Below are 25,417 nucleotides of genomic sequence, written 5' to 3' on the forward strand. Positions count from 1 at the left end.
ATCGCCTCGTTTTTTTAACAGGGAAAAGATGAAAAGCGCAGCAATGCTGGCCATGACCGGCAGCGCTCAGGGGAGTGGGATGCTGGAACGTACGACGCCGGAAAACACGATCATTGCGACACTCAGGACACAACTGCTGGCGGTGCCTGCGGTCGCGGCCGTTCACCTCGTCGCAACTGCGGCGCAGGCCGGTGCCAACGCTACTGTCTATGTGGTCGGCGGCCAGCGCAAGGCGCTGGAGACCGTCATTGCCGAGGCCGGCTATCCGGGCCGGATCGCATTGGTGCGCGTGCACGCCTTGCCGTTGCGATCTGACGGCGCTGTGGATGAAGAAGCCCTGGCCGCATTGCCGGCATGGGATGATGCATCACTACCGATGACGGCGGTTTACCGTCCGATCGCACCATTGCGCCCGCGCGTGCATCTGGCCGATATGCTGCCGGATTACCCCTTGCTGACCTCCACGGTGCAGGAGATTGCCGTTGTCAGGACTCCCATGGCCGGTGCGGCAAGCACACCGGCCGTTTCCGTTCTCAAACCGCTTCCTGCACAACCCTGGATGCCGGCCAGCCTGGCCGCAGCGTTGGAACGCGCGGCGCAGCAACCGGAACTCGGCATCGTCCATGTCGCCGCCGACATGAGCGAAACCCGCGTCAGCTACGCAGAACTGTTCGATCAGGCGCGCCGGATGCTGGGCGGTCTGCGCTCGCAAGGCCTGCGTGACGGCGATCCGGTCATGGTCGATGCCGGCGACAGCCGCAGCTTGTTGCCGCTGTTCTGGGCCTGCCTGCTCGGCGGCATGGTGCCGGCGCCGTTCAAGGTGGCTGCCGCAGCGGCCGGCGGTGCGGCGTTGAAACGTCTGCGCGACTCATGGGAAGTCTTGGGACGGCCGCTGATTGCCGCCGACCCGGTGAGTTTGCAGGCCTTGGTGCCGCTGGGCGCGGAGGCGCTGGAGGGAATGACATTCCTGGATGCCGGCTTGCTGGTTGAGAACGAATACGTCACGCCCGCGCCGGCCGCCGACCTGCAGGCCCTGGCCATGATATTCATGACCTCCGGCAGCACCGGTCTTCCCAAAGGTGTCATGCTGAGCCAGGCTAATGTGCTGGCGATGATAGGCGGTGCCGCGGAGCGCGGGAAAGCATTGACGCCGGGAGCAACCAGCATGAACTGGATGCCGCTCGATCATGTCGGCGGCCTCGGTTTCCTGTCGATCTTGCCGCTGGCGCTCGGCATGAACCAGATCCAGGTGGATACCGCGACCGTGCTGGCGGCGCCCACACGCTGGCTCGACCTGGCGCACCGGCATCGCGTCTGCATGGTCTGGACGCCCAATTTCGCATTCGACGTATTGCTGCAGGCAGCATCTGCGCCGGGTGCTGCGCGCGACTGGGATCTGTCGAGCCTGCGCATGATCCTCAACGGTGGCGAGGCGATTTCCGACAGCGTATTGACCGCATTCGCTGCACGCTTCGCAGAAAACCAATTACCCGCCGGCGCGATCTGGCCTTCGTTCGGCATGACGGAAACCGTCAGCGGATTTTCCATGTCGCAGTGGGCGCCCGGCCATGGCGAAGTAGTTTCCCTCGGGACGCCGATTTGCGGCGCTGCGCAGCGTATTGTCGATCAGCACGGCGAGGTGGTGCCGGAAGGTCTTGTCGGCGCCGTCGAGTTGTCCGGCGCGTCCCTGTTCATGGGCTATTTCGGCCGCGACGACCTGACCGCCGAAGTGAGGCACGGCGAGTGGTTCCGCACCGGCGACATGGGCGTCATCCGCAATGGCGAGCTGTTCGTGGTCGGCCGCATCAAGGAAATGATCATCGTCAACGGCGCCAATTTCTACAGCAGTGAAATTGAAGAAGTCGTGGCGCAGACCGACGGCGTCGAACGCCTGAGTGTGGCCGCCATCGGCGTGCGCGCACTTGCTGCGCGCACGGACCAGTTGGCCTTGTTCTTCGATGCTCCCGCTGCGCACGACGACGTTGCGCTCAGGCGTGTCATGCAGGACATGCGCATGCGCCTGGGCAAGCAGTTGTCGCTGATGCCGGCGTATTTCATCCACGTGCCGGCCGATCGGTTGCCGCGCACCAATTCGGGCAAGGTCCAGCGCCTGGAACTCAGGCGTCTGCTGGAAGCCGGTTCGTTCGACGCCGAAATCAAGCGGGCAGCCTGCCTGCTGGAGACGGCGGACACTATTCCCGGGTGGTTCTCCGAACCGTACTGGAAGCCTTGCGCCATCGCCGCAAATGAGCCTCGGCGCGGGCAAAGCGTCGCGGTCCTGGGAGATGCCTCGCCCGGCGACGCCGCCATCCGGAGGACGCTTGCCGATGCCGCGGTCGATATCGACTGGCGACAGTTCGTGCTTGAACAGGATGATCCGGATGGCGTCGTTCATGCGATGGCGCAGCAGGGAAGACCGGACGTGATTCTCGTATTGCCCGGCTGGGCTCGCTTGCCGCGGCTGTTGCTGTTGTGCCAGTCGCTGGCGACGACTCCGCGCGCCAACCGGCCTGCACGGCTGATCGTGGGCGGCGCTGTGGAAGATGCCGCCGAGCACGCAGCCGCCGCGGCTTTTTTGCGCACCTCGGCAGCGGAGCTCGACGGCGTGCATTGCATGCATATCCAGTTTTCCGGTAAAGGCCTTGGCAGCGACGCCGGCATGATTCTCGGCGAGCTGCGGGGCTTGACGCGCGAAACCGAAGTGGCGTACATCGACGGCCGGCGTCATCTGCGCCGCTGGCGCAACGTCGGGTTGTCGAAGCCGGATGCCCGCGCATTGCGTTGCGGCGGCCTGTACCTGATCAGCGGCGGGCTCGGCGGCGTCGGACTGGTGCTGGCGCGCTATCTGCTCGACCGTCATGAAGCAAAATTGTTGATCGTCGGCCGTACGGCGCAGTCGCAACTCGACGACGCGCGCGCCAGGGCGCTCGGTGAACTGGAGCGCAGCGGCCGTGTGCTGTACGCCGGCGCCGACGTCGCCGATGGCAATGCCTTGCGCATTGCCGTTAACCAGGCGCATGCGCGCTGGCAATGCAATCTGGATGGCATCCTGCATCTGGCAGGAGAGGGCCGGCAAACTGAATTGATCCATGAAACTGCGGCAACGCTGGCGCAGATGCTGCACGCAAAAGTAGCCGGAAGTCTCGCACTGCATGCACTGCTCGGAGAGCATCCCGAGGCGTGGTTTGTTCTGGTCGGCTCCTTGGCCGGCATGGTGGCGGGCCGGCAGGACGCCGCCTATGCTGCGGCGAACGCTTATCAGGCGGCGTTGGCCGAACAACTGACGGCATCCGGCAAATTACGTTGCCGCTACCTGGGATTTTCATCCTGGCGCGACACCGGCATCAGCAAGCATGGCGCAGCAGTGTCAGCCGTGGAAGCGGCAGGATACTTTTCGCTGCAGCCGGACAATGCCGTCGCCAGCTTCGAGATCGCGCTATCCGCATCCCGGCCGGTCGTGGCAATCGGGCTCGATCTGCAGCACGCGCGCCAGGCTGCGCTGCAAGACACAGCCATTGCCGTGGATGAACCGGTGGTGTTTCAAACGGACGACGCTGTCGACGGGTGCATGATTTTGCACGACCACTTCGGCCGCCGCTTGCCGGTTCCCGTGATGACTGTGGATGCAATACCCCACGATCCCTCGGGCGCAATCGATCACGATCAACTGTCCCGGCTGGCCGGAGGATTCCTGCATGCGGGAAGACCGGGCAGCGAATTCGAGGGTTACATGGCGCAACTGTGGCGACGGATACTTGACTTGCCCACTTGCGGCGTGCACGACGACTTCTTTGCGCTCGGCGGCAATTCGCTGCGCGCCGCGCAAATCGCGGCAGCCACGCGCGAGCGCTTTCGCCTCGACGCGGCCATGCCCGATCTCCTGCAACATCCCACCGTGGCGGGATTCTGTGCGCATGTGCGGCGCGGCGAAAGCAAGCCCGGCATCACCGAAGCCATCGCCCGTCGCTGGCTTGAGATCGAACAAATGACAACCGAACAAAAAGCGGCACGTGTTGCTGCGAGGACTGTATGACAACACCCGACATGTCGGCGATGGATGACGGACTGGATGCGGCGCTGCTTGCCGAGTTGCTGGCTGAAGACGGATTCGAATTGCCGTCGGAAGGACCGGCGATTGCTCGTCGCGCTGCCTCTGCACGCGTGCTCGCCACGCCTGCCCAGCAGCGCCTGTGGACGGTGGAACGCATCGACGGCGTGACCGGCGAATTCAATCTCGGCCTGGATATCCGCTTCAATGCACCGGTCGATGTGGCCGCGCTGGAGCGCGCCTTGCTGGCGCTGCTGCAGCGTCACGAAGGCTTGCGCGTCCGCTTTTCCGATCAGGATGACGGCGTCATCGAGCAGAACTTCACGCAGGTCAACAGCATTTCCTTGCCGCAGCATGCCGTAGCCGTCGCGCTGTGGCCATCGCATTTGCGCGACACCGTGGCGCAGCCTTTCGACCTGGCTGCCGACCTGTTGCTGCGTGCGCAGGTGCTGCACGACGATAAGTCAGGTGAAAGCGCCTTGTTGCTGACCTTCCACCACAACATCATCGACCTGTGGTCGGGACAACTATTGCTGCGCGAACTGGTCACGCTGTATGCGCGCGAACTCGGTGAAACGGCGGCGCTGCCCGAGCCGGTGCAGTTCGGCGACTACGCGGTCTGGTTGCGCGAGCCGCAGCAAGTCGCCGCGCGCGAACAGTTGCACGCTTACTGGCGGAAGCGCCTGGCGCAATTGCCGGTAGCGCTCGAGATACCGTTTTCCGGTCCACGCGGACAAGCCGGGTCAGCATTGTGCGAACGCATTCCGGTATTGTTGCCGGCATCGCTCACGGCGGCCGTCAAACGCTTTGCCGAGGCGGTGGGGACCACGCCGTTTGTGGTCGTACTGTCTGCGTTCCATGCCGTACTGGCGCGCTATTCCGGCATGGACGACATCGCCATCGGCGTGTCGGTGGTCAACCGTGCGCAGCAACAGACCCAGGCCATCGTCGGCTTCCTGGCCGAGAACATGGTGTCGCGCAACGTCTCGGAAGGCAGCCAGAGCTTCCAGGCCCTGACCGAACAGGTACGCGATCACATGCTGGAAGACATGCGTCACCAGGAACTGCCGTTCGACGAGGTCGTCAATCTCGTCAATCCGGAGCGACGCAAAGGTCTGGCGCCATTGTTCCAGGCGATGCTGGTGTTCCAGACCATGGCGCCGCTCGAAGCGCAAGCCGGTGCAGTACACGCGCACGCCATGCCGGTTCCGCTGCCTGCCGCCCGGGCCGATCTGGTGCTGGAACTGGATGCCGGCGCAGAAGAGATCGCCGGCGGACTCGAATATCGCTGCAATTTCGTCGATCCCCGGCTTGCCGCCGCGATGGCGGCGTCGCTGGAGGTCTTGCTGGAAGCCGGGATGGCCGATCCGCAGCTGCCTCTGTCGCAATTGCCGCTGCAACGCCAGGCCGAAGCGCGCGATATGCTGGCCAAACTGAATCCGCCGTTGCCGGCGGCGTCGCCGCGCACAGTGAGCGCCTGGTTCGTGGAGCAGGCGGCGCAGATGCCGGAGGCCGTAGCGCTGATTGAGAATGACCGGGAAGTCACCTACGCCGAACTCGATCTGCGCTCTGCCGCGTTGGCGGCGCATCTGTCGCAGCTGGGCGTCGCTGCAGAAACGCCGGTCGCAATTTGCCTGCCGCGTTCGGTCGACCTGGCCGTGGCCATCCTGGCGACCATCCGCGCCGGCGGCGCCTTCGTCCCGATGGATCCCGAATTTCCGACCGAGCGTTTGCTCTACATGCTCGGCGCCAGCAGCGCAACGGTGCTGATTACTGCAGGAGCGGGAGAATGGCTTCCGGCCGACTCGGCCGTGAGACTGGTCGATCCTGCGCAGGCATTGCCGCAAGTGTCAGCGCCACAGGACCTCAATCACGCAGACAGCCTGCTGTACATTCTTTTTACGTCCGGATCGACAGGGCGGCCGAAAGCCGTGATGGGCTTGCATCAAGGCGCAGTAAATCGTATTGCCTGGATGTTGGAGCGCTATCCATTCGAGCCGACTGACCGCTATTGCCAGAAAACCACGCCGACTTTCGTCGACTTTGTCTGGGAGTTGTTTGGCCCGTTGCTGGGCGGCGTGCCATCCGTGATTTTGTCGGCAGCCCAGGTGCGCGATCCGCGTGCGCTGGCGTCGGCGATTCAGCGTCACGGGGTCACGCGCCTGACGTTGGTGCCATCGTTGTTGAAATCGCTGCTCGATCATGTTCCCGATGTCGGCAACGTCCTCGGCGGACTGCGTCATTGCATCTGCAGCAGCGAGACTTTTCCGGGCGATCTGGCGCGCCGCTTCCGGCGCTGGTTGCCTGACTGCCAGCTGCTCAATCTCTACGGCTCTTCGGAAGCATCGGCGGATTCAACCTGCCATGAAGTAGATGTCGCTGACGGAGCGCAGGTGCACATAGGCCTGCCCATTCCGGGAAATCTTCTGGCGATTCTCGATCCGGCCGGCAATGTGCTTCCCATGGGCGCCGCGGGCGAGATCGTGATCGGCGGCATCGGCCTTGCGCGCGGTTATCTCAATCAAAACGACGGCGAACCGCGCTTCATCAACTTGCCGGCGGACGTCGCCGGCGGGCGGGCATTCCGTTCAGGCGACATCGGACGCTGGCGTCCTGACGGCAACATCGATTACCTGGGCCGGCGCGACCGTCAGGTCAAGATTCGCGGTGTGCGCATCGATCCGGAAGAAGTCAGGGCGGCATTGCGCCGATGCCCCGGCGTGACGGACGCGGTTGTGGTGGCGCGCGAAATCGGTGGCGACCTGATTTTGATGGCCTATGTCGTGGCGAAAGAAACCGTGGAGGCGGCCATGCGACGATGCCTCCAGGATATCTTGCCGACCGCGCTGCAGCCTTCACGCTACGTGTTCATGCCGGCCTTGCCGCATAACACCAATGGAAAAATCGATTTCCTGAGCTTGCCCGCCCTCGATTCGGAATCACCTCAGCCGGCGCAGGAGCAGCAGCAAGAGATCGCTCTGACGCTGGAAGAAAGCCTGCTGGCCGATATCTGGCGTCAGATCATCGGCCATCGGCCGCGACAAGCCGATGCCAATTTCTTCCAGTCGGGCGGACACTCGTTGAGCGCAATACGCCTGGTCGTCGCAATTGAAAAGAATCTCGGCGTACGCTTGCCGGTGACGGCCGTCTTTGACGCGCCGACCTTGCGCGCCATGGCGCTGGAAGTGCACCGCGCGCAACCCGGGGCCGACGTGCCGGAGCCGGTGGCCGGCGGTCCGCACCGGCGCGCGCGGGCGTCGTTCAATCAGGAGCGCCTCTGGCTCATCGAACAATCCGGGCAACAACGCGGCGCCTACAACCAGGCGGTGGCTTACCGCTTGCGCGGCCGCCTCGATATCGCACGCCTCGAACTGGCGTTCCGGTGCGTGATGCAACGCCATGAAGCGCTGCGTACGCGGCTGGTCCTTGCCGATGGCGACTTATGGCAGGAGGTGGACGCCTCTCCCGAATTTATCCTCAAACGAATCGACGCCGACATTGATGCGGCCGAACGGCAGATGAAGGAATTCAGCGAACGAATTTTCTCGCTGTCGGACGACCTGCCGTTGCGGGCACAGCTGATCCGGCTCGGGCCTGACGATCATTTACTGGCAATCGTGGTCCATCACACGGCCTTCGACGGCGGTTCAGGACGCGTGATCGTCGAAGAACTGGGGCAGGCTTACGGCGGCACGTTGGATGCCGCACCTGCAGCATTGCAGCAGATCGATTTTTCGACATGGCAGCGGGATTGTGATGAACAGGGCGCTTTCGAAGCGCAAGGCAATTACTGGCGCGATCAGCTGGCCGGCGCTCCCGCCGTCCTCGGCCTGGCGTTGAGCCGGATGCCGGAGCAACGCGACTTCCGCCTTGGACGCGCACCGCTGGCGCTGGGACGGGAGCGCAGCCAGCGTTTGCAGCAGGCGGCCAACGCTGCCGGAGTGAGCACGTTCGCGCTGTTGCTCGGCGTATGGGGATTGACGCTGGCGCGCTTCGGTGACGAGCACGAGGTTGTCGTCGGTATTCCGGTAGCCGCTCGCAGTCGTACCGGGCTGGACGGTGTGGTCGGCTTTCTTGCCAATACCTTGCCGATGCGCCTGGATTGCCGGGCCGCCAACCTTGCTGAATTCGGACGGCGTGTGCAGCAGCGTGTCGCCGGGGGATTGCAGCATCAGGATATTTCCTTCAGCCGTATCGTCGAAGCCGCCGGCGTCGAGCGCGTGCCTCAGCGCCCGCCGTTGCTGCAGGCGATGTTCGTGCTGGCCGATCTGCGCCAGTGGCAATTGCAGCTGGACGATATCGACGCAGTGGCCCAGCCGGGGTCGGCGCCGCTGGCGCGTACGGATCTCAGCATGGCCTTGCAGGAGGACGAACAAGGCATCGCTGGCGAGATGGAATATGCGGCTGACATCATTGCGCCCGCACTGGCCGAACGTATCGCGGCGGGCTTCGTGCATTTGCTGGACGCCTTGCTGGCGCAGCCCGACGCACCGCCTTTGTCACACTCGCTGCTGGATGCACAGGCGCGCACTTTGCTGATGCAGTTCGGGCGCGCGCGCCGCGTCTTGCCGCCGGCAACCCGGCCCTTGCGGTTGCACGACCTGTTGCGCGCCAGTGCACAGCGCAACGGCGATGCAGCGGCGCTGGCGACACCCGAGGGCGAGGTCAGCTATCGGCAACTGGATGATCTTGCCGGCGCCTTTGCGCAGAGTCTGCGTGCGGCAGGCCTGAATCCGGGTGCGCGCATCGCGCTGATCGGGGAGCGGTCCGTCGGCCTGATCGCCGCGTTGCTGGGCATCTCCAAAGCCGGCTGCATCTTCGTACCGATTGATCCTACTTATCCGGCGCCGCGTATTGAACAGATGCTGCTGGATGCCGAAGTTGCGTTGGTGGTCGGTGATTGTCCCGCTGCGTGGGACGAGGCGCGGTGGATGCGCCTGCCTGCACTGCGAGACTTGCCGTCTGCGCAGGAACCTGATGAGGCCGGGCATGGCGATATTGCCGACACGGACTTCGCGGCAACCGCGTGCATCATCTTCACGTCCGGCTCTACCGGTCGTCCCAAAGGGGTGGCGCTGGCGCATCATGCCTTGTGCCGCCTGGCGTCGAGTGCCGTGGAAGAGTTTTCGGTGCGGCAGGACAGCCGCATCCTGCAACTGGCTGCCTTCGGTTTCGACGTCGCAGTGTCCGACATCGTGTTTGCGCTGGCGGCCGGCGCCTGCCTGTGCCTGGCGCCGCGCGAGCGTCTCTTGCCCGGGTCGCCGCTGGTGCAGACGCTGGACGCAATGAACATCAGCCACCTGCAGATTCCGGCGTCGTTGCTGGCGGCAATGCCTGCCGCGCCGCTACCTTTGTTGCGCACGCTGATCGTGGGCGGGGAGTTGTGTCCGGCGTCGGTGGCGGCACAGTGGGGGCAAGGCCGTGACCTGTTCATCGCCTACGGCCCGACGGAAACCACCGTGACCGTGACCGCCGGTCGTTACCTCGGTCCGGATGCGCCTTTGCAGATCGGCCGTCCGGTGGGCGACGCCCGCATCTACGTACTGGACGGGCAGGGCGCACCGGCGCCGGTCGGCGTCGTGGGCGAATTGTGCATCGGCGGATCCGGCGTGAGCATCGGCTACCTCAACAATCCGGTCTTGACGCAAGAGCGATTCGTACCTGATCCGTTTTCCGATGATCCCCAGGCCCGCATGTACCGCAGCGGCGACCGGGCGCGCTGGCGTGAAGACGGGACGCTGGACTTCCTCGGCCGCAGCGACCGCGAGTTCAAGCTGCGCGGCTTCCGTATCGCACCGGCTGAAATCGAAGCCGCTTTGTCGCAGCAGGCCGGCGTGACGCAGGCCCTGGCGATGCTGCGTCCCGATGGCGCCGGACAGACCCGCCTGGTGGCATACGTGGTCGGCACCGACGTGAATGCAGCGGCGCTGCGCGCAGCATTGCGACATGCCTTGCCATCCTTCATGGTGCCTGATTTCATCTCTGTCCTGGACCGCATGCCGCTCACAGGCAACGGCAAGATCGACCTGAACGCCTTGCCGCCGCCGGTGTTCGGACGCGAGGGAGGCGCAGTTGCTCCGGGTCGCGATGCAGGCGATTGTCTGACGCGCGTTACCGGCCTGTGGCTTCAGGTGCTCAACCTCAGCGACGTCGATCCGGACGCCAACTTCTTCGACGTCGGCGGGCATTCGCTGCTGCTGGTCCGGCTATACGACATGGCCGTCGCCGAGTTTGGCGCGGTGCTGTCGATCAGCGATCTGTTCCGTTTTTCCACGATCCGCAGTCTCGCCGCGCATTTGTCCAGTCGTGGCGAGATAGCCAAGCCCGTGCAGCCGGCGCAAGCGCCTCTGCCTGTTCAAGCGGAAATTGCCGTTATCGGCATGGCGTGCCGTTTTCCGGGGGCGCCGGATGTCGACGCGTTCTGGCAGCTTCTGGTCGAAGGCCGGGAAGGCATCAGCCGCCACGATGCGGCGTCGCTGGCAGCCGCAGGGCGGCCCGGCAACGTGCTTGACCACGCCAACTTCGTCGCCGCCGGCGGCGAGATCGATCACGCCGACTGCTTCGACGCCGACTTCTTCGGCCTCGGTCCGCGCGATGCCGTGACGCTGGATCCGCAGCATCGGGTGGCGCTGGAATGCGCCTGGCACGCGCTCGAGCACGCCGGTTACGCCGCGCCGGAGTCGCGCGGCGATGTCGGCGTATTCGTAGGGGTGGGCGTCAATACTTATCTGCAGGGACAGTTGTTCGCCGCCGGGCCGATGCCCGAAGGCGCCGACAGTTATCACGCGATGTCCGGCAACGACAAGGATTTCGGGGCCACGCGGATTGCCTATCACCTTGATCTCAAGGGGCCGGCGCTGGCCGTGCAGACCGCATGCTCGTCCTCCCTGACGGCTCTCGACATGGCCTGCCGCTCGCTGCGCAGCGGTGCTGCGACCATGGCGCTGGCGGGCGGCGTGGCGATCCGTTTCCCGCAGGGCGGCGGCTATTTCCATGAACCGGGCATGATCCTGTCGCCGGATGGACATTGCAGACCGTTCTCGGCCGATGCGCGCGGCACCGTCCCCAGCGGGGGCGTCGGCATGGTGCTGCTCAAGCCGCTGGCGCAGGCACAGGCCGACGGCGACAACGTGCTGGCGGTGATCCGCGGCAGCGCCGTCAACAACGATGGCGGCCGCAAGGTCGGCTACGCCGCTCCCGGCGTCGACGGCCAGGCCTCCGTGATTGCCTCCGCATTGCGCCAGGCGGGACTGGAGCCGGCCGATATCGATTATGTCGAAGCGCACGGCACCGGCACCGAGCTGGGCGATCCTGTGGAAGTCGCGGCATTGACGCGCGTCTTCGGGGGACGGCAACGACCGCTGGCGCTGGGCTCGGTCAAGAGCAACATTGGCCACGCCGATGCCGCCGCCGGCGTGGCCGGCCTGATCAAGACCATCCTGGCGTTGCAACACGGTGTATTGCCGCCCAGTCTGCATTTTTCCGAACCCAATCCGCACGTCGATTTCACGACGGCGTCGATCAGCGTTGTCGGTGCGGCGCAAGCCTGGCCGGATCATGGCGATGCGCGTCCGCGCCGCGCCGGCGTCAGCGCCTTCGGCATCGGCGGCACCAATGTGCACGTGGTGCTGGAGCAGGCGCCTGCGCGCGTTCAAGCTGTTTCCGTAACGGCCTCGCCGCAGATCCTGCCGCTTTCCGCGCGTACGCCGGAAAGCTTGCGCAGCAGCATGCTGGCGCTGGCCGAAGCCCTGCAGCGTCAGCCGCAACTGTCATTGCGCGACGCCGCCTTTACCTTGCAAGAGGGACGCGCCGTCTTCGGCTCCCGCCATGCCGTGGTTGCGTCCACGGTTGAAGAAGCCGTCGCGGCTTTACGCACGGCGACGCAACCGGTGGCGGTCGCAGGAACAGGCAAGGTGGCCTTCCTGTTCCCCGGCCAGGGCAGTCAATATCCGCGCATGGCGCAGGCGATGTACGAGGGCGACCCCGACTATCGATTCTGGTTCGACCGCTGCGCCGTCGCGCTGTTGCCGCATCTGCAGCTGGATCTCCGCAGCGTGCTCTATGGCGCCGATGTTGACGAATCCGCCGCCGCAATCGCGCTCAGGCAGACCGCGCTGGCACAGCCGGCGCTGTTCGCCGTGATGTATTCGCTGGCGCGCAGCCTGGAAGCGCGCGGCGTCGAAGCCGTCGCCATGCTGGGACACAGCCTCGGCGAGTACGTCGCGGCGTGCCTGGCCGGTGTGTTCGGGCTGGAGGATGCGCTGGCGCTGGTGGCTGCACGCGGTCGCCTGATGCAAGCCCTGCCGGGCGGCGCCATGCTGGCGGTGCAGGCGGATGAAGCGCAGGCGCACGAACTGATCCGTAGCAGCAATGGCGCTGTCAGTCTGGCCGCCGTGAATGGACCGGGCCAGTGCGTGCTGGCCGGTGCGACCGGGGCAATTGATGCATTGCAGGCAGGCCTGGATGCAATCAACGTGGCGGCCGTGCGTCTCGACACCTCGCATGCTTTCCATTCGTCCTCCATGGATGCGGTGCTGCCGGCTTTCGTCGCCGAGTTTGACCGGATTACCCTGAGTCCGCCGCAACGTCGCTTCATCTCCAACGTCACGGGCACATGGATCAGCGACGCCGATGCCGTCGATCCCGCCTATTGGGCGCGCCATTTGCGCCAGGCCGTGCGTTTCGGCGACGGTCTCGGCACCTTGCAGCGCGAGGGTATCGATTTGTTGCTGGAAGTGGGCCCCGGCAGTGCTCTGCAAAAGCTGGCGCGTACCAGCGGCTGGTCTGCGCAGCAACTGGTTGCGCTGGGGCTGAGCCGGCAACAACCGCAACAAGCGCCGGCGCTGGCCGCCAGCGTGGCGCAACTGTGGACGCGCGGTGCGACGATAGCCTGGCGCAAGACAAGCCGTCCGGAGCATGCCGAGGAACCTGCGCCGTCGCGTATCGCATTGCCCGGTTACGTGTTTGAGCGCAAGCGTCATTGGCCCGCGACACCCGTGCCCTCTATGGTGCAAGAGAATTCCCCGGTACGGCGTGCAGAGATCGCCGACTGGTTCTACCTGCCGGGCTGGCAGCGCGCACCGCAACTGCCACCGGTCTCTTTGGCCGCGGCATCGACCGATGTCTGGCTGTTGCTGGGTTCCGAAACCGATGCCGGCCGCACCCTGGCCGCAAGCCTGCGCGCGCTGGGCAGGCAGGTCGTTGAAGTCAGGGCCGGAGCCGGATTCGAGATGTTCTCTGCGCAGGACTACGCCATCGACCCGACCCGCGAGGGGGACTATCGCCGCTTGTTGGACAGCACCGCAGCGACGCACGTTGTGCATCTGTGGAGCAGCGAAAGGCAGCCCTTCGTGACGGCGCTGGAACGCGGCTTTGACAGCGTCATGCTGCTGGCGCAGGCATTCGGCGCACGCTCGCAGGCGCGTCCGCTGCAACTCGACATCGTCACCTGCGGCGGCGCCGACGTCACCGGCGACGAGCCGTTGGCGGCGTCGCTTGGCACGCTGCTCGGCCTTGCCAAGATAATTCCTGTGGAATACCGCAGCCTGGCCTGCCGTGTCATCGATGTCGAGGCCGGCGACTCCGGCGCCATGCTGCTGAGTGAACTCCTGCACGGCCAAGCCGCGGCCCAGGTTGCCTTGCGTCGTCGCCATCGCTGGATTCCGCAGGTGCAGCGGGTACCGATCGCCGCTCCGGTGACGGGTGGCGATCGCCTGCGCGAGCAGGGTTGCTACCTGATCACCGGCGCGTTCGGCGGCATGGGCGCGAGCATTGCCCGCGATCTCGCCGCGCGTTGCCGCGCACGACTGGTATTGCTGGGACGTCATGTCGATCACGGCCTGGTTGGCGAGCTCGAAAAGGCCGGAGCCGACGTCCTCGCAAGCGCCTGCGACGTTGCCGACTCGGTCGCGCTGACGCAAGCGATTGCGGCGGCGCACGCGCGCTTCGGCATCATCCATGGCGTATTCCATTGCGCCGGCGTGGCGGATCTCGGCGGCATCATCCAGAACCGCAGCGTCGCCTCCATGTATCAGGTGATGGCCGCAAAAGTGCACGGTACGGTGTGGCTGGATCGCTTGCTGGAAGACGATGCACTTGATTTCATGGTGCTGTTCTCGACGCTGGGCAACCTGCTGCCGCAGGCCAAATTCGGGCAAGCCGCCTATGCCGCCGCCAACGAGTTCCTCGATCTGTTCGCGCAGGAACGCAATGCACGCGGCGGCTTCACCATCGCACTCAATTGGGACGACTGGAGCGAAGCCGGCATGACCGTCGAAGCGGGCCGACGGCGCGGCCTCGCAGCTCCCGACAGCAGCGAGGCAATGCGCTCGGAAGAGGGCGTCGAGGTCTTGCGCAGGGTCTTGTCGGCGCCGCATGCGCGGGTCGCCGTCTCAATACGCGACCTGCCGGGCCTGCTGGCGCGCGCAGACACGTTGCTGGACAAGCTGTCGATGCCGTTGGCGGCAGCGAGTGCCGGGACGTCGCCATTACCGTCATCGGCTGCTGCAGGCATGACCGACACGGAAGCAAAACTGGCCGCCACCTGGCGCAGCATCCTGGGCGTTGCCGACATCACGCGCGAAGCGAATTTCTTCGAATTGGGCGGACATTCGCTGATCGGCATGCGCCTGCTGGCGTTTGTACGGGAGAGCTTCGGCGTCGATCTGAACATCGCTGCGATTTTCGAGTACGCCACGCTTGCCGCGCTGGCCGGCCATATTGATGCATGCCGCTCCACGGACGACGGCATAGAGGAGTTTACGATTTGAACAGCGTTGAACAGTTGATCGTACAACTGGCGGAGCTCGGCGTGACGCTGGCGTGCTCCGGCAATGATTTGCGCGTGCGCGGCCCGGCAGGCGCCTTGTCGCCTGCGCTGCGCGCCGAGCTCGGCGCGAGGAAAGCCGAACTGGTCGCGCATTTGCAGTCGTCGTCGATCCCAGCTGCAACGTCGTCGTTCCCGGAACTGGCGCGCAGCGCGGTGCAGCGTACGACCGCGCCGCTGTCGTTCAACCAGCGCCGCCTGTGGTTCCTCGACCGGCTCGAAGGCGGCGGCAGCGCTTTTGTCATCATGGCCGGATGGCGGTTGCAGGGCACGCTCGACCTGCCGGCGCTGGAACGTGCATTCGGCGCGCTGACGGGGCGTCATGAGCTGCTGCGCAGTGTGATCCGCGATGACGGCGTCGAGCCCGAGCTGCACATTCTTCCCATCGTACCGTTCTCCCTGCGCGTCGAATTCCCTGCGCCCGGCAGCCGCCCCGACGCGGCCGATCAGGCGTTGCTTGCCCGAGAAGCTGCACTGCCTTTCGATCTGACCGTCGCGCCGCCGTTGCGCGTGAGCCTGTTACAGCTGACGTCGCGCGACCACGTGCTGACGCTGGCAATGCATCACATCGTGTCCGATCACTGGTCCATGGGCGTATTGATCAATGAACTGGGAATGCTGTACGCGCTCGAAACCGATGCATCTTCACTGCAGCCGACCGCACTGGCGATCCAGTATTCCGACTATGCGGTATGGCAACGCGCCATGTTCAGCGAGGAACGACTGGCGCCCCATCTGCGTTATTGGCGCGAACAACTGGACGGGGTCGTCACCGAGCTGGCCTTGCCGCTGGACCGGCCGCGTCCCGCTGAACGCGGCAACGCCGGCGCCATGCATCAGCTGCGACTGGCGCCAGGCACGGTGCAGAAAGTGCAGGCCATCGGCTTGCGCACCGGCGCGACGCCATTCATGGTGCTGCTGGCTGTCTACGCGCAAGTCTTGTCGCGCTGGTCGGGGCAAGATGAAGTGGTGATCGGCTGTCCGGTCGGCAACCGCGATCGCAGCGAGACGCATGGACTGGTCGGCTTCTTTGTCGACACCATGCCGTTGCGGATCAGCTTGCACGGCGACCCGGATCTCGCCGAATTGATCCGACGCGTTCGCACCACCTGCCTGGAGGCGTTTGAACACCAGCAGGCGCCGTTCGAGCGCATCGTCCAGGCCGTACGGCCTGAGCGCGCGTTGAACAAGGCGCCGCTGTTCCAGACCATGTTCGTACAGCAAAGCGGCGCGAGCCCGCAGCTGGCGCTCGCGGGACTGCAGGTGGAAGCGGTGCCGCCGGCAGCGGGCGCCCCGGAGCTGGACCTCAATTTTTTCGTGCATCTCGATGGCGACGACTATCGCTGCGTGATGGAGTACGACACCGACTTGTTCGATCAGCACACCATCGCCGGATTCTGCGAGCAATTCGCCTATGTACTGCAGCACGCGACCGTCGACGAGTCGACGCCGTTGTCTTGTGTGCAACTGGCGCTGCCTTCTGCGCCGACGCTGCCAGACGTCGAACCGGAACCGTGGCTGCCGCAAATGATCACCGCCGGCGCGCTGCGTCATCCGGACCGGGCGGCCGTAGAGGAGGGCGCAACAAGCCTTTCCTATCGCGACCTGATGCTCCAGGCCGACTTGCTGGCGCGACGCCTTGTCGCCGCCGGAGTCCAGTCCGGGGCAGTAGTCGGGCTCGGATTCTCCTCCTCCGTTGGATTGGTGGCGGCAATGCTGGCGACCTGGCGCGCCGGCGCGGCTTACGTGGTCCTGAGTCCGCAGCAACCGGCGGCGCGGCGCGCGCAGATGATCGCCACGGCAGGTATTGCACTGGTGGTTACGACCGCCTCGGAACAGGACGGCTGGCCGGTGCCGGTCTTGTTGTCGGATGTGCGCGAAACCTCACCGCGGTTGCCGGCGCTGCCTGCCGTCGCGGAACATGCCGCGGCATTGGCCTACATCTGCTTTACCTCCGGCTCGTCCGGTACGCCCAAGGGCGTCGCCGTGACACACGCCAATCTCGCCAATCATGCGCGCGCAGTGGTGCAGGATTTTGGGCTGAGCGAGAGCGACCGGGTCATGCAATTTGCAGCAGCAGATTTTGACGTCGCAGCGGAGGAAATCTTCCCTGCGTTGATGGCCGGCGCTTGCGTGGTGATCCGCGCCGAGGGCGTCACCGACAGCATTGACGCTTTCCAGGAGCACGTGCAGCAAGCAGGCCTGACCGTACTGAATCTGCCGGCGGCGTTCTGGCATGAGTGGGTGCGTGCGCTTGGCCATGCACGTCGTGCGCCGCCGGCTTGTCTGCGTCTGGTCGTGACCGGCAGCGACCGGGTATTCGCCCGTCGCTGGCGCGAGTGGCAGGCCCTGTGTGCGCATCCGATTGCTTTTCGCAGCGGCTATGGTCCGACCGAAGCGACTATCACGTCTTCCTTCTTCAATCCCGCCGCACAGGCGCTGCCATCGGCCGCCGACGTCTTGCCGGTCGGCCGGGCGATTGCCGGCGTCGTGCTGGAAGTCGTGGATGGCCGCGGTCTTCCGGTGCCGCCGGGCGTCATCGGCGAAATCCTGATCAGCGGTGCCGGCGTCGCGCAAGGCTACGTGGGCCAGCCCGGCCAAACCGCCGCCGTCTTCCAGGCACATCCGCTGGTTCCTGCGTTGCGCAGTTACCGCAGCGGTGATCTGGGACGCCGTCGTGTTGATGGCACGCTGGAGTTCATCGGCCGCAAAGACCAGCAAGCCAAGGTGCGCGGTTACCGGATCGAACTGGCAGAAATCGAGGCGGCGCTGATGGCGCATCCGCAGGTACACGAAGCGGTCGTACTGATGCGGGCGGACAGTGCAGACAGCGCAGGTGCGGGCCAATTGCTGGCCGCGGCAGGCTGCGATGCGAAACTGGAATCAGGCTCGTTGCGGGCGTGGCTGGGTGAACGTCTGCCGGCTTACATGGTGCCGGCGCTGTGCATCACGCTGCCTCGATTGCCCCGCACCGCATCGGGCAAGACAGACCGGCGCGCATTGCTGGAGATGGACGTCACACGCGATCTCCCGTCTCTGCACGATGTTGCTGTCGTAGCCGCCTCGGCGGCCGAAGCGCCGCTCGCGGCATTGTTTGCCGAGGTGCTGGACCGGCCTTCGGTCGGACCTTGCGACAATTTCTTCGAGCTGGGCATCGATTCGATCCGCAGCCTGCAGGTCGTTTCGCGCGCACGGCAGTTGCAGCTGAGCCTGACGGTGCGTGACATTTTCCGGTTCCAGACGGTGCGCGACCTGATGCGCGCGCTGGAGTCGCGCGGGCAAGCCATGTCCGGCTACAAGCCGCCTGAGATCGCTGACGGTGAATTGCAGGCAACGCCGATTCAGGCCTGGTTCTTCGAGCAGGCGGGAGAACATCGCGGCCACTACAACCAGTCGGTCGTGCTGCAGACGCCGGCGCAGGTCGATGCGGCTGCACTGGAACGTGCTTTGCAGGCGGTGGCGGCGCGCCATCCAATGTTGCGCCTGCAGGTCGAGGGAGAGGAATTGCACGTTGCCGTCGCTGCGCCGGGGACGATCCTGCGCGTGCTGGACGGCGTTGAGGCCGAATTGCCGGCGCGCACAGCCGCCTATGAGCAGGCGCAGTGCAACATGGATTTGCGCAGCGGCCGGGTGCTGCAGGCGGTGCTGGCAAAGCCGGCTGCGCGGCTGATGATCGCGGTGCATCATCTGGCGATCGATGCCTATTCATGGTCGGTCTTGCTGGATGACCTGAGCCTTGCCTACGACCAGGCGTTGCGTGGCGAGATTGTGTTGCCGGCGGCGACCACCTCGTATCGCACCTGGTCGCGCAAGCTGCGCGAACTGGCCGCCACGCCGGCGGCGCAGTCGTCGGTAGAGTATTTTGTCGAACGCTTCGCCGATCGCGGGCTTTCCGTGTTGCCCGCGGATTTGCCGGCCGGCGCCGCAGGCGCTTCAGAGACCATGTCGCTGTCGCTCGACAGCGAGACCACGACCATCCTTTTGCAATTGGCGCCGGGCGTTTTCAACGCCCGCGTCGATGAAATGCTCATGGCGGCATTGTTCATCGGAGCCGGCCGCATCGGCCTCAAGGGAGCTTTGCAGATCGATCTGGAGCGCAATGGCCGCGTCGACCTGTTTGACGACGTCGATCTCTCGGGCACGGTCGGCTGGTTTACGGCGGTGCAACCGGTGCTGTTGCAATGGCCGGAAGCAGGACCGACTCCATCCGAAGCAGTGGCGCACGTGTGCGAGCGGGTACGGGAATCGCCGTGCCAAGGACTGGCGATGGGCGTCATGCGCTACCTGTCGGCAGATCCCGCACAGCGCGCCGCGTTGCAAGGGTTGCCTGGCGCCGGGGTCCTGCTGAACTACCTCGGCAGGCTCGATATCGGCGCTGCCGGAGGCGAGGGTTTTGCCGCCGTCGATGAAGACAGCGGGCAAGGGCAGAGCGCGGCATTTACGCGCAGCCACGTCATCGAAATCAATGCCGGCATCCGTGCCGGCTGCCTCAGCGGCGCAATCAGCTTCCCGGCCGGCGCAGCGCAGCGCGAACGCGTCGGCGCGTGGCTGCACGAAGTGACGGCGGCATTGCACGAGATCGCCGCGGACGCACAGCGACGTGCTGCTTCACCGCAGGACAGCATTGAGGAAGAACTGCCGCTGACGCCGTTGCAGCAAGGCATTGTGTTCCATAGCTTGCGTGACCCGGATATTTACTGCAACCAGCTGCGCCTGACGCTGGACGGTGAACTCAACACCGAGGCCTTGCGGCGCGCATGGGAGCAGGCGCAACAACGTCACAGCATGCTGCGCACCAGTTTCCACTGGCGCGACATACCTGCGATGCGCCAGTGCGTGCATGCTCATGTCGCATTGTCGTGGAGCGTAGCCGACTGGCGCGGCCTCGATGAAGCCGGCCGCGTGGCGGCGCTGGATCAATTGATGCGCGCCGAGGTTGCGCGCGGCTTCGAACTTGAGCAGGCGCCGCTGCAGCGTTTGCAACTGGTACGCGTCGCGGAGCAGCGCCATGAGCTGGTCTGGAGTTCGCATCATTTGCTGCTGGACGGCTGGTCGGTGTCGCTGCTGCTGGCCGACATCTTCGCGCTGTACCGCCAGGCGCAGGGCGACGCCTCGGTGCGGCTCAAGATTGCGCCGCGTTTTAGCGACTATGTGCGCTGGAGTGAGCGACGTGATGACGCTGGGCGCAAGGACGACATCGCCTTCTGGCAGCGGTCGTTGCAAGGAATAACAGAGCCGACCTCGCTGGCGTTCGCCACGCAGGCGGGCGATGCCGTCTCGGGAGACGCGGCGGTGCACACGATGGAATTGTCGTCGTCGCGCACGCAAGCAGTACAAAAACTGGCGCAACGCGCCCGCACCACGTTCGGTACGGTGTTGCAGGCGGCCTGGGGGTTATTGCTGGCGCGCTGCAGCGCAAGCCGCGACGTGGTCTTCGGCGTAACCGTCTCCGGCCGGCCGGCGGAACTCGATGGCGTCGAAGAAATGATCGGCATGCTTATCGCTACAGTGCCGGCGCGCGTGACGATCCCTTCTGCGACGCCATTGTCGGATTGGCTGGCGCAATTGCAGGAGCAGCATCTGGAACGCGAGCAGCATGCCGGCGCGTCGCTGATTGAAATCCGCCAGGCCGCGGCCTTGCCCGGCAGCCAGGAATTGTTCCAGAGCTTGCTGCTGGTGCAGAATTATCCGAAGGCGCAGTCCCTGTCCGGCGGCGGCCTGCGCCTGGCCGGTGTGGAAGTGAGGGAGCGCACCAACTATCCGCTGACGCTGGCTTGCAGCGCCGGTGAAACCCTGAGCCTGGCATTGCACCGCGACGGCAGCATTCCCGCAGCAGCAGCCGAACGCCTGCTGGCGCAACTTGGACGCTTGCTCGATAGCATGGCCGCGCATCCCGACTGGCCGGCGGCACGTCTGCTGGCGCTGGACGATATCGATGCGCAGTCGGCATTGGCGGCGGGTCGCGGTCCCGTTGAGGCGATTGCGCCGGCATACTTGCCCCGGCAGATTGACGCCTGGGCAGAGCGATCACCGGATGCGCCGGCCCTGACCGATCAGGAACGGGCTCTGAGTTACGAGGCCTTGCGTACCGAATCAATACTGCTCGCGCGACGCCTGCAGGCGCTCGGCGTCGGCGTCGAAACCAAGGTCGCGCTCTGTTTGCCGCGCTCGGCTCGCTATGTGATTGCGGTGATTGCCATCCTGCGTTGCGGCGCAGCCTTCGTTCCCCTCGATCCCGCCTATCCGGTCGCGCGCAGACGCTTCATGCTGGAAGACAGCGGAGCGTCCTTGCTGATTGCCGATCGCGCGTGCGCCGAAGCCTTGCAGGCGCAGGCAATCGCGCAGGATCCGGATGTCTTGTTTGCAACGTCGACTGCTGAAGAAGCCGACGACGCCGATGCGATCGCCGCTGTCGACCTTCAGCAGCCGCATCCGCAGTCGCTGGCTTACGTGATCTACACATCCGGTTCGACCGGCACCCCCAAGGGCGTCGGCAACACCCATGCCGGCCTGCGTTCACTGGCGCATGCCCAGCGCAGCACATTCGGCCTGCAGCCGGATGCACGCGTCTTGCAGTTTGCGTCGCTGTCATTCGATGCCTCGATCTGGGAAATGACGATGGCTTTCGGCGCCGGTGCGGCGCTGATCGTGCCCGGCGCGGATACCGCCCGGGTCGGTGAAGGACTGGAGCAATTCATGCAACACCAGCGCATCAGTGCGGCGACCTTGCCGCCGACTGCACTGGCGACGCTGGATGAACGTCGTCTGCCAGGTTTGCAAACACTGGTGGTCGCAGGCGAAAGCTGCGCGCCCGAACTGGTCCTGCGCTGGGGACCTGGGCGCAAGTTCTATAACGGTTACGGCCCGTCCGAAGCATCGGTGGCCGTCAGTGTCGAAGCCTGGTCCGCCTCCAAGGACAGCTCCGGACAACTGCCACTCGGCCGGCCGCTGCCGAACATGCAGCTGCATGTGCTGGACGCCGATATGCAACTGCTGCCGCCCGGCGTGGTCGGCGAGCTGTACATCGGCGGAGCAGGGCTGGCGCGCGGCTATCTGAACCGTCCCGATCTGACGGCGGCGAGTTTCTTGCGGGATCCCTACGGAGCTCCCGGCTCGCGCCTGTATAAAACCGGCGATCGCGGCTATCGCCTCGCCGATGGCAGGGTGCAGTTCGTCGGACGCAACGACCATCAGGTCAAGCTGCGCGGTTTCCGCATCGAGCTGAGCGAGATCGAGGCGGCGCTGATGCGACATGCCGACGTGCGTCACGCCGCCGTGCTGGTGCGTAGCCACGGCTCGGATGATCGCCGCCTGACGGCCTATCTTGAGACACGCGTTCCGGTGGCAACTGACGGCTTGCGGGCCTTCCTCGGCGAACAGTTGCCGCCGCATATGGTGCCGGCGTATTTCGTTACATTGGAATCGATGCCGCTGACCGTCAACGGCAAGATCGACCGCAAGGCGCTGGAGATGCTCGAGACCATGCCGGAGCAGCCGCCGGCGGCCATCGTGATCGACTATGCCGGCGAGACCGAGCGCCAATTGGCGGCCATCTGGGCGCAAGTGCTCAATGTGGCGCAGGTGCTGCCGGGGCACAACTTCTTTGAACTCGGCGGCGACTCGATCCTGGCGATCCAGGTAGTGTCCAAAGCCAACCGCCAGGGCATTGCGCTGACGCTCAATCAGATCATGGATCCGGATGCGGCGACCTTGGCGGCGCTGGCGGCACAGGTTGACGCCGGGGTGGGGCAGAGCGCACAACGTGCGCCGATGCCGATGCTGACCAGCGGCCCCGTACCGCTGACGCCGATCCAGCACTGGTTCCTGCAGCAGAATCCACCGGACCTGCATCACTACAACCAGAGCTTCTTGCTCGAGGTGCCGGCCGAACTGGATGCGCAGGCATTGCAACGCGCACTCGACGCCGTTTGCGCGCGCCATGATGCGTTGCGGCTGCGGTTCGAACAAATCGACGGCGTCTGGCATCAGCATCTGAACGAGCATATCAGCGAGCATGTTGCGGCACTGCTGGAGATCGTGCCGCCGCCGGCAGACCCGGCCGGATGGCATGCCTTGCTTGAACAAGGCGCAGCAGACAATCAGACGCGCCTCGACATCGAACAAGGTCCCTTGCTGCGGCTGGTGCTGTACGCACCGCCGGCAGCATCAACAGAATCAGCGACAGCGCGACTGCATGTCGTTGCACATCATCTGATCATCGATGCCGTGTCCTGGCGCGCGTTGTTGGAAGACCTGTTCGACGCCTATGCGCAAGCGCGGACATCCGCGACCATCAGCCTGCCGCTTGCGCGTGCTTCCTTCGCGCAATGGGCTGCTGCGGTGGAGCGGCATGCAGTGTCTGCACAAGCACGCAACGAACTTGGCTACTGGCTGGACCAGCCGCGCAACATGGTGCGACTGCCGCTGCTGCGTACCGACATCGCCGCTACCGCAGGTGCCGCGCACACCATGGGGTTCACATTGGATGAAGCCGTCACCGGCATGCTGGTGCGGGAGCTGCCGCGCAGCCGTGGGGTGCAAGTACAGGAAATTCTGCTGACGGCATTGAGCGTGGCGTTGGGCGAACTGATCGATGACGCAGGCCGGCGCGGGATCGGTAGCGAGATCGGCAGCGAGATCGGCATTGCACTCGAGTCCCACGGCCGCGACGTCGTGCTGGAAGGCGTCGACGTTGGCGGCATGCCGGGTTGGTTCACCGTGCTGGCGCCGTGGAGCATGCCGCTGGGCGAGCAGCGTATCGACAAGGTGCGCGAGAAACTCAAGGCAATGCCGCGGCACGGATTCAGCTTCGGCGTTCTGCGTTTCCTCTCTCCCGATCCCGCCGTGCGCGAAGCGCTGGCGGCGTTGCCGGTTCCGGAGATCGCGTTCAATTATCTTGGCCAATGGGATACGGCGTGGCCCGACAGCCTGCCGGTCCGGCCTGCGCCGGAAGCCGACGGCGCCGGCTTTGCCGCGTCGACGCCGCGTCCTTATGTGCTGGAAGTCAACGCCATGATCGCCGGCGGGCGTCTGCAGCTGGACCTGACTTTCGATCCGCGCGTGCTGCCGCAGGACTTCGCCGGGCGCTTGAGCGACGGGATGCGCAACTGGCTGCAGGCGTTGGCAGGGAGTACGCAACAGGAAGAGGCGCGGCGTTACCCATTGGCGCCACAACAGGTCGCCATGCTGGAACACGCCGTTGCGTATCCGGAGTCCCCCGCCTACGTGGTGCAATTCACGGCGCGTCTGCCGGCGCAACTGGAGGTCGACGATTTCATCGCCGCATGGCGGGCGGTGTTGTCGCGTCATTTGGCATTGCGCGCCGGTTTTGCGATCGGGGAGAGCGGCGAGGCCGGTCAATATTTCGGCGAACCATCGACACTGGTCTGGCAGCGCGAAGACTGGAGCGGCTTGCCGGAAGCAGAGGCCAGCGCCGCTGTAGACGCCTATTGCAGACAAGACCGGCAGCGCAGCTTCGACCTGGCCAAGCCGCCGCTGATGCGCTTCGCGCTGCTGACTACCGGGACCGGCTGGCATTTCGTCTGGACTTATCACCACATCCTGGTCGACGGCTGGTCGATGCCGGTGTTGCTCGGCGAGGTCATGGCTGCGTATGCCAAGCAGCTGACCGCTGCACCGGCGCCGGACTTCCGGGTTTTCCTTGATTGGCTGGAACGCCAGGACGGGGTGGCCGCACGCAGCTTCTGGCGCGGTGAGCTGGCCGACATGAAGCCGTCGCGCTGGCCTGCCGGGCCGGACACCTCATGCAGCGGCAACTTTGCGGAAATCAGCGTGCAGCCGCAAGCGGGAACCGGCGCGCGCCTGAGTACGTTTGCACGCAAGCATCGCCTGTCCGCGCCCAGTATTTTCATGCTGGCATGGGCACTGGTGCTGGCGCGTCACAGCAGTGCGCACGAGGTCTGTTTCGGCGTCACCACGGTATTGCGTCCGGCTGACGTCGACGGTATCGAATCCATGGTGGGCAACCTGATCAACACGCCGCCGTTGCGATGCGAGATCGATCCGGCCGCAGACTTCGTTGCCGCCTGCCTGCAGATTCAGCGCAAGCGGACCGCCACAACCGCGCACGCCACGCTGGCCTTGTCGGACATCGCAGAGTGCATCGGCCTGTCGGACGGCGACGCTTTGTTTGGGACGGCGCTGCGCATCCAGAATTATCCGCTGGGCGAGGTCGGACAAGGCAATGCCGCGCTGCAAGTCAGCGATGTCGCCATTTGTGACCAGTGGCATTACCCGTTCAATGTGGAAGTCACGCCGGGAGAGCAACTGAGCCTGATCGCGGTCTATGACGCCGGCCTGGTTTCAGCGGCACAAGCCGAGGCCATGTTGCGCTCCTACGCCGGGCTGCTGGATGTGCTCGGTGTGCCGGATGAATCGACGCTGGGAATCCTGATGGCGGGCATGCATGGTTGACGCCCTTTATTCCCTGCGATACGGCGTTAAACCGGGCATTTTTCCAACCGGTCAGTACGGAGGGGCCGGCATATGAGATGAATCAAGAAAGTAATCAGGTTTTTTGTTGG

Annotated in this window: 3 protein-coding genes; all 3 read left to right on the top strand. The window is 65.1% G+C overall.

Annotated elements, in window-relative coordinates; genetic code table 11:
* Nucleotides 1–28: 28 nt before the first annotated feature.
* From ACIROY_RS02740 to ACIROY_RS02750, 3 genes are read left to right on the top strand one after another with little or no spacing between them, the layout of a single operon-like run.
* Nucleotides 29–4,033 carry an SDR family NAD(P)-dependent oxidoreductase gene (locus ACIROY_RS02740; RefSeq protein ID WP_402339431.1) on the top strand — a complete coding sequence of 1,335 codons (4,005 nt, stop codon included), beginning with the start codon at nucleotides 29–31 and terminating at the stop codon, nucleotides 4,031–4,033.
* Complete coding sequence (locus ACIROY_RS02745) at nucleotides 4,030–14,817, top strand: amino acid adenylation domain-containing protein (protein WP_402339434.1); 10,788 nt, start codon at nucleotides 4,030–4,032, stop codon at nucleotides 14,815–14,817. The genes ACIROY_RS02740 and ACIROY_RS02745 overlap by 4 nt, the downstream gene beginning before the upstream one ends.
* Entirely contained in the window at nucleotides 14,814–25,307 is a 10,494-nt protein-coding gene (locus ACIROY_RS02750) for an amino acid adenylation domain-containing protein (protein ID WP_402339437.1), read from the top strand. Before ACIROY_RS02745 ends, ACIROY_RS02750 begins: the two co-directional genes overlap by 4 nt.
* The last annotated feature ends 110 nt before the right edge of the window (nucleotides 25,308–25,417 follow it).

The sequence above is a fragment of the Herbaspirillum sp. NPDC101396 genome, assembly GCF_044767365.1.
In the GTDB taxonomy this organism is placed as follows: domain Bacteria; phylum Pseudomonadota; class Gammaproteobacteria; order Burkholderiales; family Burkholderiaceae_D; genus Herbaspirillum.

Bases quoted from the DNA above. Each gene is read 5' to 3' on its own strand.
- ACIROY_RS02740 (WP_402339431.1), top strand. From the start codon at position 29: ATGAAAAGCGCAGCAATGCTGGCCATGACCGGCAGCGCTCAGGGGAGT.
- ACIROY_RS02745 (WP_402339434.1), top strand. From the start codon at position 4,030: ATGACAACACCCGACATGTCGGCGATGGATGACGGACTGGATGCGGCG.